Below are 13694 nucleotides of genomic sequence, written 5' to 3'. Positions count from 1 at the left end.
ATATTAACTATAACCGACTAAAAGTGCTTAATCCTAAGCATGTTTCAGTGCTGTTTTCATTGACTTTTTTGCTCAATAATAATGCATTCATAGCTCTATTTTCGGGCAAGAGATTAAACAATAAAATCATGCTAAAATCGCACATCTTGACTTAATCTTCTTTTTTGTATGCTGCTATTTCTTTAGCGGTTGTGGTTTACACATGAATTCTCAAATTGCTCTCATCCAAAATATTGATGCCTTACTTCCTCAAACCCAATGTGGTTTATGTGGTCATCGAGATGGATGCTTACCTTATGCCAAATCCATTGCAGAAGGTGAAGAAGCCAATAAATGTGTCCCCGGAGGCCAGCCTGTCGCTGATGCACTTGCAGCCCTACTTAAACGCCCTCAATTGCTAGCCGAAGAAAGTGTTTGGCCCATTCAAAGCGATGGTCGTCCACAACGCATGAAAGCGATTATTCGTGAAGATGAGTGTATTGGTTGTACCAAATGTATCAGTGCCTGCCCTGTGGATGCCATTATCGGCTCAGGTAAACTCATGCACAGCATTTTGACCGACCTCTGCACTGGTTGTGAACTTTGCATTCCGCCATGCCCTGTCGACTGCATTGATTTGATTGAAGATAATCACGTTATACCGAATGAAACTTTGCGTATTCGCGAACAAAATAACTTACGCAATCGTTATTACTCACATATTCAACGCGAAGAACAACGACGTATCAATCGTAAAGGCCCTGTGGTACGCGCCAATATTGACACTGCATTATTTGCTCAATTTTCAGCTCAAGATGACCGTGTGCCTGACATCCTAATTAAACAAATTGAAGATAAACCAGCGGTTCAGTTAAATGCTCAATCCACCATTGAATTAGCAAAACTTCGTACACAAATCAAAAAGTTAGAAAAACAGCTCAGTGTTCGTGATGATGCAAAAAAACGTCTGCTCTTAGATGAACTCAACCAACAGCTCAATGCTTGTCAAGGAATATAAAATGCCTGTAAAGAATATGACTAAAAAACAAATTCAGGTATTTTTTGAGCGATTACGTGAGCAAAGACCCAACCCTAAAACTGAACTCAATTATTCCAGTCCTTTTGAGTTGTTGGTCGCGGTTACGCTTTCGGCACAAGCCACCGATGTGAGTGTAAACAAAGCCACGGACAAGCTATTTCCGATTGCCAATACACCTGAAGCCATTTATGCATTAGGCGTCGATGGTTTAAAGCAATATATTAAAACCATTGGCTTATATAACGCTAAAGCCGAAAACGTGATTAAAGCATGTAAAATATTGATTGATAAGCATAATAGCATCGTTCCCAATAACCGTACCGACTTAGAAGCCTTACCCGGTGTGGGGCGTAAAACAGCAAATGTGGTGCTCAATACCGCCTTTGGACAAGCAACTATGGCGGTCGATACCCATATTTTTCGCTTAGGTAACCGTACGGGGTTAGCGGTAGGCAAAAATGTGATTGAGGTTGAACAACGACTGCTTAAAGTGATTCCTAAAGAATTTATGCTCGATGCGCACCATTGGCTGATTTTACATGGTCGTTATTGTTGTATTGCCCGTAAGCCCAAATGCAATGAATGCGTGGTGTCTGATGTCTGTCAGTGGCCAGATCGCTTTGAATTTGGCGCGGCCAAAAGCATTCCAGTCAAAATGCTGCAAGATCAAAACTAAATTTAGTTTTGATCTTTATTTTTCTGTTGCAATTTCGGATGCAGTTGACGTGCTGATTGGCTATTTTTCTTTTCTGCCGCTTCTTGCTTTTGCACGTGACGTAAAGCTTTAAAACTCTGAACCATTAAGGCCAATACCACAAGACCAAATACAATCACCAGTACAATTAAACCCATTTTCAGCAAGATAGCATCCTCAAAATTTTGCACAAATTAAAAGAGCCCTAATATGACTTAGGACTCTTTTAATGTCAAAACATTCACAGCATTAGCGCATATGAATTATTTTGCTTGATCTAAAATTGCAAACAAATCTGCTTGAACTTCATCAATTGGACGAAGACCATTGAGTTTGTCATACGTCGGTGCATTTTCACCAGACGCTGCACGACCTTGGTAAAAACCAACCAATTGTTCAGTTTCAGTATGATATGAACCAAGACGTTTACGAATGGTTTCTTCTTGATCATCTGGACGTTGAACTAAATCTTCGCCAGTTTCATCATCTTTACCTTCCACTTTAGGCGGATTGTAAACTATATGATAAACACGACCAGAAGCTGGGTGCTGACGACGACCTGAAAGACGCTGTACAATTTCTTCATCTGGAACATCAATTTCAATCACATGATCGATATTAATACCTTCGCCTTCCAAAGCTTCTGCTTGAGGAATCGTGCGTGGGAAACCATCAAAAATGCAACCGTTTACACAATCAGGTTGAGCAATACGTTCTTTCACAAGACCAATGATTAGCTCATCAGAGACAAGACCACCGCTCTCCATCACGCTTTTAGCTTTAAGACCTAATTCAGTACCTTCACGAATTGCAGCACGGAGCATATCACCGGTTGAAATTTGTGGGACATTGTAGCGCTTACAGATCAACTGAGCTTGTGTGCCTTTACCTGCTCCAGGTGGTCCGAGTAATATAATGCGCATAAAAAAACATCCTCATTTAACAATGTATATGACGCTTTGTTCATGCCAAATCTATTGATTCGCCATGTAGTCCAGCATCCAATTAATCTAATTATAAGAAAGCCACAAACAAATGTATTGTACCTGCTATAAATCCAGTTACGCCACCCAGAACAATCAAAATCCATTCGTCTTCCTGAAAAGCAGGCCGTAATAAATTTTGAAACTCTCTTGGTGTCAACTCTAGAATACGCTCTCTAAACATTTGATAGATTTTCTGTGCACGGCTCGCATTAAACGCAGGGTCGCATACAGGCACCATCGTAATTTCAATTGAGCGATCGATCAAGTCTGTCTTGAGTTTTGCATACTCTTTTGGCCCTAAAGAGAGTTGTAAAGAGGTTCTGACCAGCGGTGTTTCCATAATTTGGTTAATATGGCGTTTCACAAGGCGGCGCGTTTTATCTTTTTTCCCGCCATACATCATTTCCGTCATAATGGATTTTAACGTAATTAGGTCTTCTGTGACGACTCGTGCAAAGACATCAGACACTTCATCCTGACGTTTCATAAACGCGCCTTGAATATTGTATGTGCCAATACGTGGAATCACAGGTTTTACCCACGGAAACTTACGATCTTTAGTTAATTCAAAGAATTGCGGATAACGTACATAGTGCGGTTCGAGTGGATTAAACACCATCCAGATCGCAATCCAGTTGGTCAAAAAGCCCCAAATTGATGCCCAAAACGGTACGGTCCAATGCCATGGCACAACGAACCAAACAATCATTTGGAATACACCAAAGAACATGCCAATTAGAGCACTAATATGCCAAATAAAGTTGATTTCTTTCTGACCAACTTTAAGAAACATATTGACCATTAAACGGCGATCACCTTCCATTTGGCGAACCACCATTTCACGCATATCAACAAGTGACTCGACGTTCATGGTCAGCTCAGTCACAAGTTCTCTTAAAATGCCCGGCAATTGTTTATGTGCTTGAGCATAAATTCGGCGTTTAATCGAATAAGGGAGGTTTTCCCAGAGTACGGCATTACGTTCAAGCATCATTTCATCAATGAGATGTTCAAGTTCCAAACCGACTTGTTCACCAATGATCCGTGCCATATCTTCAGGGTCCATTGCATCTAAAAACTCACGCAATGAACCAAGTTTAGATAAGGTGTTATCGGTAATAATGCCTGAAATACGGCCCGCTTTACGTGGCACAATGCCCTGCCAACCGACAGGTAATGGACCTAAATGGAATCCCCAAAAAGTAAGCGGATAAAATACCATTTTAAGCGCCATCCACACATGCGCCCAAGTAACAAAAGCCGTGACGGGAATAATGCTAAGTACTGCCCAAAAATCAGGACGATTCAAGAAGGTTTGCCACAGTTCGTTGACGTACTCAAGCATGCATAAAATCCATATTTAATTTTTTAATCACAAAATAATAAATGTTATAAAATCAATTCTTTTTACTATAAACCAATACTTAGGGTATAGGAAAATTGTAGCCTTGGTTCTGTCTCAGCAACCACATAACCTGATTTATCCTTTAGCTCTTCACCCGCACCAATACCGACACTAAAAGTACTAATCCGTTCAGAACTCAATAACACATAGGCTAAATCAACCCCTGCACCCAATCGTGCTTTATATTCATTGTCTACGCCCTTACTTTCAATATGTCCCGCATAGACACCTATATAATAGCCATTCTTATCTTTACCTGTGAGCTGATAAGGATAGCGAAATCCGACCTGACCACCCGCAGTATAATCATCATCGATGAACACACCTGCTTTAGCATAAGCAATCCCATAAGGATTCACCCACTCTACATTCATATGAAGTAGTTCTTGTGTAAATCCTGCCCCTAAATTCCATGCTGTTGCACTTTCTGCTGCCAATTTCGCTTCTGGTAAATATGGATTATCTTGTGCATACGCTACATTGGTTAGCGCAAAAAATGCCAATAAAGGATACATTTTTGTCATTTTTTTCATCGTGGTCCCTAATTTTATTTTTAATACAGTCCTTTTTCAATTTTGACTTTAGCAGAATTATGAGAACTCTTATATACTGCACTTTACAATTTTAATGTCTGTAAAGTCAAAGTTTAAGCTAAACAAGCCCAACTGTTTAGCTGAACAAATATCAAAAAATGATGACATGCGTTAGAATATGCCTCTGGTTTTTCCCCTCTCCTGTATGTAAGTCGATCACGTATGAAGCAGCACTTTCCTTTAAAAAATGCTCAACAAGAAAAGCGCATTTATCGCAATCGAATCTTTATCTCGGCCGGGATTGTTGCATTCTTTCTGTTATTACTGATTGTTCGTTATGCTTATTTGCAAATCTCACATTATGATGAGTTTTCAACCGCATCGGATCAGAACCGAATCCGCTTGCAACCCTTAGCACCCGCGCGTGGCTACATTTATGACCGTAATGGTATTTTGCTCGCTGACAACTATCCTGTATTTTCAGCAACCATGTCTCGTGCAGATGTTGACGATATTGATGGCACGGTGCAACGCTTAATTCCAATTTTAGGCTTGACTCAAGAAGATATAGACCGCTTTAGTAGTCGAATTAAAACCTCAAAAAAAACAGAACGTGTTTCGCTTAAACTCAATTTAACTGAAACGGATATTGCTAAATTTAGTGAAGTTAAATTTCAATTCCCCGGGGTCAATATAGAAACCCAAATGACACGCTACTACCCACATGGTGACTTATTTGCTCATGTGATTGGTTATGTGGGTCGTATCAATGACAAAGAATTAAAATCCATTGATAAAGATTTATATGCTGGCACCAACTTAATTGGCAAAATTGGCGCTGAAAAATCCTATGAAGAACTTTTGCACGGTGTCCCCGGCAATGAATCTGTCGAAGCAGATGCCCACGGCAATGTACTGCGTAATTTAGGACGTAAAGATCCGGTTCGTGGCAATGACTTATATCTGTCGATTGATTATGGCTTACAAGTGGTCGCGACAGAACAGCTTGCGGGACGGCGAGGTGCAATTGTAGCCCTGAACCCGAAAACGGGGGAAATTCTAGCACTGGTGTCGAGTCCAAGTTTTAATCCCAATTTATTTGTCACAGGCATTAGTACTACCAATTACAGCGCGTTACGAGACAACCTTGACCAACCGCTGTATAACCGTGCTGTTCAAGGTGCGTACCCGCCCGGTTCAACCATTAAACCAATGTTTGGTTTAGGCGGAATCCATTATGGATATGTCGATTGGAATACGGCTATTTCTGATCCCGGCTATTTTACTTTACCGGGTGACAGCCACCGTTTCCGTGACCACAAAAAAACGGGGCATGGCGTGGTCAATATGCATAAAGCCCAAAATGTATCTTGTGATACTTATTTTTATGTCTTGTCGTACCGTATGGGGATCGACAAAATGAATACGTGGATGCGCCAGTTTGGTTTTGGTGAAAAAACAGGGGTTGATTTACCAAGTGAAAGTACAGGTTTATATCCAAATCCAGAATGGAAAATGCGAACCCGTAAAAGCAAATGGCTAAAAGGTGAAACCATTTCCGTCAGTATTGGCCAAGGGGCTTTTACAGCAACCCCGTTACAACTGGCAATGGCAACAGCAATTACAGCCAATCAAGGCTCGCACATTACCCCGCATGTACTGCGTGAAAGTCATGGTGCAAAACCATATACCCCCATCAATGCACCCGATGGGAAAATTCAGTTTAATGGGCAGCCTGAAGACTGGATTAAAATGCGAGATGCAATGGTCGATGTCGTTGACACGGGTACGGGTCGTGGTATCCGCACCCCTATGTATAAAATTGCAGGTAAAACAGGAACAGCGCAGGTTAAAAGTATTGCCCAAGGGAAGAGATATAACGAATCGTTATTGACCGAGCGTCAACTGGATCATGGTTTATTTGTCGGTTTTGCACCAGCTGAAAATCCTGAAATTGCCATTGCAGTGGTTTGGGAAAATGGTAAACACGGCGGTTCAGCTGCACAATTGGCCCGTCCTATTTTTGATTATTGGCTACTTAAGCGTGAAAAAAATCCAATCCGTCCAGCAGCACATCAAATTAGTGGTGGCTTAATGACAGCAGGAATTAAACCCGGTGAATTACCCAGTGGTACAACACCGGTCACGGGCGCTACGCCTGCCCATCCGAATCAACCAGCTGCAACTCAAGCTCCAGCATTAACCAGCCCACAACAAGTACAGGGTGAATGATCTATGAAAAATCAACTCCGCATTATTGGCGGTGAATGGAAACGCCGCCAACTTCCTTTTGCCAGTGTGGATGGTTTACGTCCTACACCTGACCGTGTACGTGAAACTTTGTTCAACTGGTTAATGTGGGATATTCAAAATACTCAGGTCTTAGATCTTTGTGCTGGCTCTGGCGCATTAAGTTTTGAAGCATTGTCACGCGGCGCAGCACACGTCATCATGATTGAACCGAATCGTAATCAAGCTGCATTTTTAACCGACAATTTGCAGTTGCTTAAAGTCACCAATCAACGTGCAAAATTAAAAATTGCAACGGCGCAACAAACCTTACCTACGCTCAAAGAGCAATTTGATTTGGTTTTTTTAGATCCACCTTATAGTTTGGATTTGTGGCAAGAACTTGCTCAACTTGCAGACCCTTTAATTAAAGATAAAGGTTTCATTTATGTCGAAGCAGATCGTGACTTAACCCAGTTAAAACTGCCATCGTCTTGGCAACAAATCAAACAAACCAAAGCTGGAACAGTGCGCTCAGGGCTATATCAAAAACAACAACTTAATTGAAGCCAACCCAAAAGGATTCCATAGCGGAATCCTTTTTTATTAAAATTTTGACTTTAATTTGCAGAAATACAGCTAAATATAGACTTGGCTTTTTCACTTATCTTTAGAATACTGCTCACTTTCCTTTTGTACACATTGCTATGACTTGGCTGTTATTTATTCTTGGTGCAATAGTCGCTGGTTTTGTACAAGGACTTACAGGTTTTGCCTTCGCTTTAATTGCCATGTCTTTTTGGGTATGGGTACTCTCTCCTCAGATTGCCGCCCCTTTAGTGGTATTTGCTTCGGTATGGAGCCATATTATTTCTTTATCCAACGAACAGAAACAAACTCATCTGAATAAATCACTGGTTTTACCTTATCTGATCGCGGGTATGATTGGCGTTCCTTTAGGCAGTTACTTACTCCACATCATCCAACCCGATACTTTTAAATTAATTTTAGGCTTATTTTTAATGTTGTGGTGCCCGATGATGTTTTTCAATCCACAATTTCCACGTCTGCAACAAGCCGGAAAATTTGCAGATAGTTGGGTTGGATTTATCGGTGGAATATTGGGTGGTTTAGGAGGATTTTGTGGCTCTCTACCTTCCACCTGGGTCATGCTCAAAAACTTATCCAAACAAGAACAGCGCTATATTTTACGCCATTTCAATTTCGGCATTCAGCTCTTTACCTTACTTACATATTTAGTCCAAGGCACGCTAGATATACAACTGCTACCGTATATGCTTATCTTGCTTATTTTTGTCAGTTTTCCTGCCATTTTAGGGGCAAAATTATTCTATAAAATTTCAGAAAAACAATTTAAACATATTGTTTTAAGCCTGTTATTTTCATCAGGCTGTTTCTTAATGTTCAGCAACCTGCTCTAACTTTTAGACCGAATTGGCAGATTTATTGTTTTATAATAAATTGCACCATTAATCCCAATTTCATTTAATCAAAAAACACCCAATCAATATGCGCTCGAGCATTTATAATAAAGAAAACTTTATACAATATCGGCTCCCTTTCACCAGTCGTTTTAAAAATGAAAACCTTGATTTTATTAGCAGGGGTTATTCTTCTTACTGCCTGCTCCTTGGGTACATCACGTGAAGTCAAACTTGCTGAAAAAATGCTCTCACATTTTCAATGTAATAAAATTGAAACCGCACAAATGACACATAATTCTATTACGAGTTATCACGAACAATCTTTAGCCTCTAGCCACCAAAAAGCCGCCTTGTATGTGCAAAGCTATAAAGATGGTGAACAATTATTTGATATGCCTTTAACCGAAGTCATTGAGCAGCAATATGTCATTTACAAAGCTGCTTGCCAGAACTTGGGTGGTATTGAACCGACATTTGCTGAATAAGAAATTGAGCAAAATAAATTGATGAATGAACTGAAATTTTGTTTTTTATTAAAAATGATCAAATTGTAAAACATCAAGCTAAGCGTTTTACGCTGGGTCAATCTTAGCCTTACTTTAAAGTCAGACAGGGCTAACACCCTGTCTTTTTAAACATTATGATTGATTGGAATAACGCGTATCAACGCTAAATTTTTCTGGAAATTTAGCACTAATTTGAGCATAGAAATCCATAATTTCAGCCATGTCTTTTTCATAATCCCCAGTAGGATATACAATTTTCCCTACACCAGTTTTCTTTTTCGCATAATCCATATATGCCAAAGCAATAGGCACACCTGCACTAATAGCAACGTGATAAAACCCTGTTTTCCATTCTTCTTGTTTGGCACGTGTCGCTTCGGGTGTTACCAACATCACCAACTTTGGATGATGCTTAAATAAATCCGTCATGACCTGAACCATACTAAGACGAGGTTCACCTGCATTTTTTGGCGTGCGGTCAATGCCTATTCCACCCATCGCTCTTACAAATGGACCAAATGGCAATTTCATGTAACTATCTTTAATGGTTAAACGCACATTAACCCCTAAAGCTTTAAGTGCTAAACGTGCATATAGGGCATCCCAATTACTGGTGTGTGGTGCGGCAATCATGACACATTGATCTAAATCAACCGGCCAATGATTATCCAGTTCCCATCCCATCATTTCTAAACTTTGTTCAGCTAATTTTTCGAACACCTAAAAACACCACACTTAAGAAAGTGTGCAGATTCTAACAATGCGGCCGAAATATGAAAGCACAATATGATCAATAAACCATCAATTAATATATAAATGTATAAATTAATTGATTCATTATTTTTCAAAATTTATCTTCTTGACGAAAATCATGGTCTTATTTTAAGCACGATAAAAGCAGAATCGAGCAAAATTTATGTACAGAATAACAAAGCATAACAATATCTATATTTAATAAACTTCAATTTTTCAGTAGTTTTAGCCGTTGCATTGAAACATCTTAGGAATCACCTCGTGAAAAAAATAATATTTATCCTCTCTCTGACCACATTGGCTTTAAGCGCGTGTACAAAACCAAATACCGATACTCATCAGACCAATAAAGCACCTGAAAATACAGCAGCGCAAACGACTGAAACTACGGCGAGCCAACCTGCAATGCCAATAGGTGACACAGCCGAAACGTCGCTGGATTGGGCGGGCGAATATACCGGCATTTTCCCTTGTGCCGACTGCGAAGGAATTGAAACAGAACTTGAATTAAAAGCGGATAAAACCTATGAGCTTACAGAAGAATATCTAGGTAAAGGAAAAGGCAATGAATTTAAAGTGAAAGGAACATTTAGCTTTGATCAGGATAATCCATCTGTGATTAGTTTAGATAAAGCTGGGGAAAGTCGTAAATTCTTTGTCGGCGAAAACTTTGTTGAAGCACGCGAGATGGATACAGGTAAAGCGATTGATTCTAAACTTAATTATAAGTTACAGAAAAAACTGAACTAATTCTTCTATTTTGAGCCGAAAAAAGCCTGATTGATGGCTTTTTTCGGTTACTTTTCTTATGTCTTGATCATGATTTGCTACAAATAAATGACTTATTTTGCTGATTTATACTAGATAGATCGTTCAGTTGTGATTATGTTTAAAAAAATCTTTTTTATAATTTGATGCTCATTATGAAAAAAACGATGATGCTGCTCGGTTTTTTTTCCATACTCTTTTTAAGTAGTTGTGAGAAATCATCGAGTACGTCCTCAATTAAAGAAAATATTGATCCACATCAACCATCCTTAAAAGCGATGCAAACTCAAGCTCCAAACTGGCTTGGACATTATAAAGCGTTCGTTCCTTGTCATTCTTGTGAAAAAAAACTGATTTCATTACAACTGAATCAAAATAAAAGCTACACCTTAAAAGAAGTTCAATTTTTTAAGCAAAAGCAGCAGCAAAAAGAATCTTCAGGAACATTTCATTTCAATGCTCAAAATTCTAATTTAATACAGTTAATTGAAGATAAAACCCATAAAATTCATTATATTGCTTTGCATGATCAGTTCATTGAACTTCTTGATCAAAATAAAAATCGCTTTGAAAATTTTGAAAAATATCAAATTCCCAAAGTACAGCTTATCGAAGTCAATAATGCACTTAAACACGTGAGCATACAGGCAGATTTATTTAAAATAGAAAAAATAAATCTGACTAGCGTTGAAAATACAAAACTAACGTATCTTTTTGAAATTAATAATCACTCAGATCGTGTACTTAAGTTACGCGACAACGATATTGTTTTAGTCGATGAAAAAAATAATGAGCACATTTCCACAATAGAAAATAGCCTTATTGCACCCAATAAAACCCGTTATGAGCTTGTCTCCTTTGTTTATCCTAACCCTTCCCCACCCACCTATATTAAAATTAAATAATTTAAATTTTAATCTCAGAATAAAAAATCCCTGCACCATATGGGGATTTTTTAAGGTCGAATAATCTATCTGACTTACACAATTATTTTGGCGAGGATCATTGTCTGAAATAACCCAATCGAACAACTTCATTAACAGCACTCCAAACATCATTGCATATACAACCCAGCCACCTCCTACCTCAATTGATTGTAATCACGGCAATTTATGCGCTAAAGCCATAAACATGAATAGCTGAACATTACGATATGTTATATCATAACAATAATATCTATTTATCTTTGGACTTTGCTCAATAATGAAATACAAGACCACTTTTTTACCTGTTTTGGGCTTCTCATTTATTTCCTGTTTGGCTTGGGGCGATGAGATGACGGTGTTAAAAACCATTAAAGTTCGTGCTGAGACTTCATCAGAACATGATGTGCAAACAAACACTGCCGCGACCAAATTTTCACACGATGTATTAGATGTTCCCTTCAATCGTGCTTTTATTGATTCCGAAACGTTAAAGCAACAAGATGCTCAACGCATTGACGATGCACTCACATTCGTCAGTGGTGTTTTTCATCAAAACAACTATGGCGGTGGGTTTTGGGATAATTACTCTTTCCGTGGCTTTAGTAGCGATCCAAATTTAGGTGCGGCAATCATTCGCAATGGCTTAAGTGTCAATCGTGGTATTAGTGCACCCAAAGATATGGTCAATATTCAATCTCTCGATTTTTTAAAAGGGCCTGCCGCAGCATTATATGGCCGTGGTGAAACAGGTGGATTGCTTAATATCAATAGTAAAAAACCGCTTTGGCAATCTGAAAGTGAAATGAACTTAAGTGCCAATAGCTTCGAACAATATCGTTTCAGTGCCGAGCACACAGCACCTTTAAATGATGAAATTGCTTATCGTCTTGCCGTTGCACATGAAAATAATCAGAGCTTTCGAGATCATGTATCTAGTGAACGCTGGTTCTTTTCACCTCAACTTTCTTGGAAAATTTCAGATCAAACCCAACTGGATTTCGACAGCGAATTGACCCAGCACATGGGTACATTTGATCGTGGGGTTAGCACCCTTCATCAACAATTTGTGATGGATCCTAAGACCTTTACTGGCGAACCCAGTGATGGAGACATGCGGGTAAAGGATCATTTTTTTCAGTTACGTTTGAATCATGCTTTAAATGATGAATGGAGCTTTAAAACGGCTATGAGCTATAAAGATGCTGAAATGGTCGGTTATTCAACTGAGCCACGCCGTATTCAGGCCGATGGTCAAACTCTAGAGCGTCAGCGCCGTTATCGTGATTATCAAAGTGAAGATATTCTATGGCAAAATGAGTTACTTGGAACAGTTGATCATACGTGGGCACGTCACGAATTACTGCTTTCAACAGAATTAGGACAACTTGATTTTAAACAAGATCAATTACGCCGTAACCATGGTACGGGCTATTTAAATACCATCGATATTTATCAACCTATATATGGCGTGTATGCTCCTGAGCTGGCAGTTTTTACCAACACTCAGGAACGACAACGCTATGCTGCGATTAATTTGCAAGATCAAATATTCTTTAATGATCAATGGAGTATTTTAATTGGTAATCGCTACGACTATATCCAACAAAATTTTGAAAATCATTTAAGTGCAAAACAAGATCAACAAAACCTGCAACGCAATAGCCCACGGGTAGGTATTAATTTTAAGATTTCAAATCAAGCGTCTATTTATAGTAACTATGGACATTCTTTTGCAATGAATAGTGGCATGAATCGTTTGGGTGAGACTTTCGCTCCAGAACAAGGGCAAAGTTATGAATTAGGTGGAAAATATCGATTAAATGAATCCAGTTTAATCAGTATGGCACTATTTAAAATGAAAAAACAAAATGTGTTAACCACTGATCCGCTTGATTCTAACTTTCAAACCGCCGCTGGGGAAGTAAGCAGTCAGGGCATCGAATTTGATTTAAACAGTCAACTTACAGACCATTGGACAATAGCAGCAACCTATAGTTTGACTGATGCTAAAATTGAAAAAGATCAAGATTTGGCAAAAGGCGCTCGTTTAAGCAATATCCCAAAACACCAAGCATCTTTAAGTAGTCAATACGAATGGTTACTCAACGGTAGTCAACGTGCTGGAATTGGAGCAAATATCATTCATGTTGGGGAACGTAGTGGCCATAACTTAGATAATGGCTTTAATCTGCCAAGTTACACCCTCACCAATTTAAATGCTTATTACTCACCCTCTGATCGGTTACGTTATCAGCTTAATCTGAAAAATTTATTTGACGAAAAATACTATGTTTCTAGTTATAGTGAATTATGGGTTCAACCGGGCGAACCTTTACATGCTTCTGTTTCTGCACAGTTTAAATTTTAAATGATTTGACGTAGCTCTCGTACTATCCGCCAAAAGTTAGACACCTCGTCTGACTTTTCGGTA

At 39.0% G+C, this 13694-nt stretch carries 14 protein-coding genes; 9 read left to right on the top strand and 5 right to left on the bottom strand.

Annotated elements, in window-relative coordinates; all coding sequences use genetic code 11:
- Positions 1-202: 202 nt before the first annotated feature.
- A complete protein-coding gene (locus tag F994_RS14675; RefSeq protein ID WP_004651355.1) occupies positions 203-997 on the top strand; it encodes an RnfABCDGE type electron transport complex subunit B in 795 nt (264 codons plus the stop codon).
- A gap of 1 nt (position 998) precedes the next feature.
- Positions 999-1694 carry an endonuclease III gene (nth, locus tag F994_RS14670; RefSeq protein WP_004651354.1) on the top strand — a complete coding sequence of 232 codons (696 nt, stop codon included), beginning with the start codon at positions 999-1001 and terminating at the stop codon, positions 1692-1694.
- Positions 1695-1696: 2 nt separating this feature from the next.
- On the opposite strand, the gene F994_RS14665 is transcribed toward nth, so the two are convergent.
- The 4 genes from F994_RS14665 to F994_RS14650 all read right to left on the bottom strand — a co-directional run bounded on the left by F994_RS14665 (position 1697) and on the right by F994_RS14650 (position 4627).
- Positions 1697-1879 carry a hypothetical protein gene (locus F994_RS14665; RefSeq protein ID WP_034697385.1) on the bottom strand — a complete coding sequence of 61 codons (183 nt, stop codon included), beginning with the start codon at positions 1877-1879 and terminating at the stop codon, positions 1697-1699.
- A 96-nt stretch (positions 1880-1975) separates the two neighbouring features.
- Positions 1976-2635, bottom strand: a complete 660-nt coding sequence (gene adk, locus F994_RS14660) for an adenylate kinase (protein ID WP_004651351.1) — start codon at positions 2633-2635, stop codon at positions 1976-1978.
- Between the two features lie 91 nt (positions 2636-2726).
- A complete protein-coding gene (locus F994_RS14655; RefSeq protein ID WP_004651350.1) occupies positions 2727-4043 on the bottom strand; it encodes a DUF445 domain-containing protein in 1317 nt (438 codons plus the stop codon).
- Between the two features lie 65 nt (positions 4044-4108).
- Entirely contained in the window at positions 4109-4627 is a 519-nt protein-coding gene (locus tag F994_RS14650) for a hypothetical protein (RefSeq protein WP_034697383.1), read from the bottom strand.
- 231 nt (positions 4628-4858) lie between these two features.
- Here F994_RS14650 and mrdA point away from each other — a divergent pair, with 231 nt between their 5' ends.
- The 4 genes from mrdA (at position 4859) to F994_RS14630 (ending at position 8795) form a co-directional block, all read left to right on the top strand.
- A complete protein-coding gene (gene mrdA, locus F994_RS14645) occupies positions 4859-6868 on the top strand; it encodes a penicillin-binding protein 2 (RefSeq protein ID WP_004651348.1) in 2010 nt (669 codons plus the stop codon).
- Positions 6869-6871: 3 nt separating this feature from the next.
- On the top strand, positions 6872-7432 hold the full coding sequence (gene rsmD, locus F994_RS14640) for a 16S rRNA (guanine(966)-N(2))-methyltransferase RsmD (protein ID WP_004651347.1): 561 nt from the start codon (positions 6872-6874) through the stop codon (positions 7430-7432).
- A 140-nt stretch (positions 7433-7572) separates the two neighbouring features.
- Positions 7573-8307 (top strand): sulfite exporter TauE/SafE family protein, encoded by a 735-nt coding sequence (locus tag F994_RS14635; RefSeq protein WP_004651346.1) that lies wholly within the window; start codon positions 7573-7575, stop codon positions 8305-8307.
- A gap of 158 nt (positions 8308-8465) precedes the next feature.
- Positions 8466-8795: a hypothetical protein gene (locus F994_RS14630; protein WP_004651345.1), complete on the top strand. Its 330-nt coding sequence runs from the start codon at positions 8466-8468 to the stop codon at positions 8793-8795.
- Positions 8796-8948: 153 nt separating this feature from the next.
- Here F994_RS14630 and F994_RS14625 read toward each other — a convergent pair whose 3' ends face one another.
- Positions 8949-9536: a 1-acyl-sn-glycerol-3-phosphate acyltransferase gene (locus F994_RS14625; protein WP_004651343.1), complete on the bottom strand. Its 588-nt coding sequence runs from the start codon at positions 9534-9536 to the stop codon at positions 8949-8951.
- A gap of 294 nt (positions 9537-9830) precedes the next feature.
- Between F994_RS14625 and F994_RS14620 the strand changes: the two genes are divergently transcribed.
- From F994_RS14620 to F994_RS14610, 3 genes are all read left to right on the top strand, one after another.
- Positions 9831-10319 (top strand): copper resistance protein NlpE, encoded by a 489-nt coding sequence (locus tag F994_RS14620; RefSeq protein ID WP_004651342.1) that lies wholly within the window; start codon positions 9831-9833, stop codon positions 10317-10319.
- Between the two features lie 173 nt (positions 10320-10492).
- Positions 10493-11242: a copper resistance protein NlpE N-terminal domain-containing protein gene (locus F994_RS14615; RefSeq protein ID WP_004651341.1), complete on the top strand. Its 750-nt coding sequence runs from the start codon at positions 10493-10495 to the stop codon at positions 11240-11242.
- A gap of 298 nt (positions 11243-11540) precedes the next feature.
- Complete coding sequence (locus F994_RS14610; protein ID WP_004651340.1) at positions 11541-13631, top strand: TonB-dependent siderophore receptor; 2091 nt, start codon at positions 11541-11543, stop codon at positions 13629-13631.
- Positions 13632-13694 lie beyond the last annotated feature (63 nt).

The sequence above is a fragment of the Acinetobacter bohemicus ANC 3994 genome (assembly GCF_000367925.1).
In the GTDB taxonomy this organism is placed as follows: domain Bacteria; phylum Pseudomonadota; class Gammaproteobacteria; order Pseudomonadales; family Moraxellaceae; genus Acinetobacter; species Acinetobacter bohemicus.
The sequence above is the reverse complement of the archived record's forward strand: the minus strand, read 5'-3'. Positions and strand labels throughout refer to the sequence as shown.

Coding starts and splice junctions, on each gene's coding strand:
- F994_RS14675 (WP_004651355.1), top strand. CDS start 203: ATGAATTCTCAAATTGCTCTCATCCAAAATATTGATGCCTTACTTCCT.
- nth (WP_004651354.1), top strand. CDS start 999: ATGCCTGTAAAGAATATGACTAAAAAACAAATTCAGGTATTTTTTGAG.
- adk (WP_004651351.1), bottom strand. CDS start 2,635: ATGCGCATTATATTACTCGGACCACCTGGAGCAGGTAAAGGCACACAA.
- F994_RS14655 (WP_004651350.1), bottom strand. CDS start 4,043: ATGCTTGAGTACGTCAACGAACTGTGGCAAACCTTCTTGAATCGTCCT.
- F994_RS14650 (WP_034697383.1), bottom strand. CDS start 4,627: ATGACAAAAATGTATCCTTTATTGGCATTTTTTGCGCTAACCAATGTA.
- mrdA (WP_004651348.1), top strand. CDS start 4,859: ATGAAGCAGCACTTTCCTTTAAAAAATGCTCAACAAGAAAAGCGCATT.
- rsmD (WP_004651347.1), top strand. CDS start 6,872: ATGAAAAATCAACTCCGCATTATTGGCGGTGAATGGAAACGCCGCCAA.
- F994_RS14635 (WP_004651346.1), top strand. CDS start 7,573: ATGACTTGGCTGTTATTTATTCTTGGTGCAATAGTCGCTGGTTTTGTA.
- F994_RS14630 (WP_004651345.1), top strand. CDS start 8,466: ATGAAAACCTTGATTTTATTAGCAGGGGTTATTCTTCTTACTGCCTGC.
- F994_RS14615 (WP_004651341.1), top strand. CDS start 10,493: ATGAAAAAAACGATGATGCTGCTCGGTTTTTTTTCCATACTCTTTTTA.
- F994_RS14610 (WP_004651340.1), top strand. CDS start 11,541: ATGAAATACAAGACCACTTTTTTACCTGTTTTGGGCTTCTCATTTATT.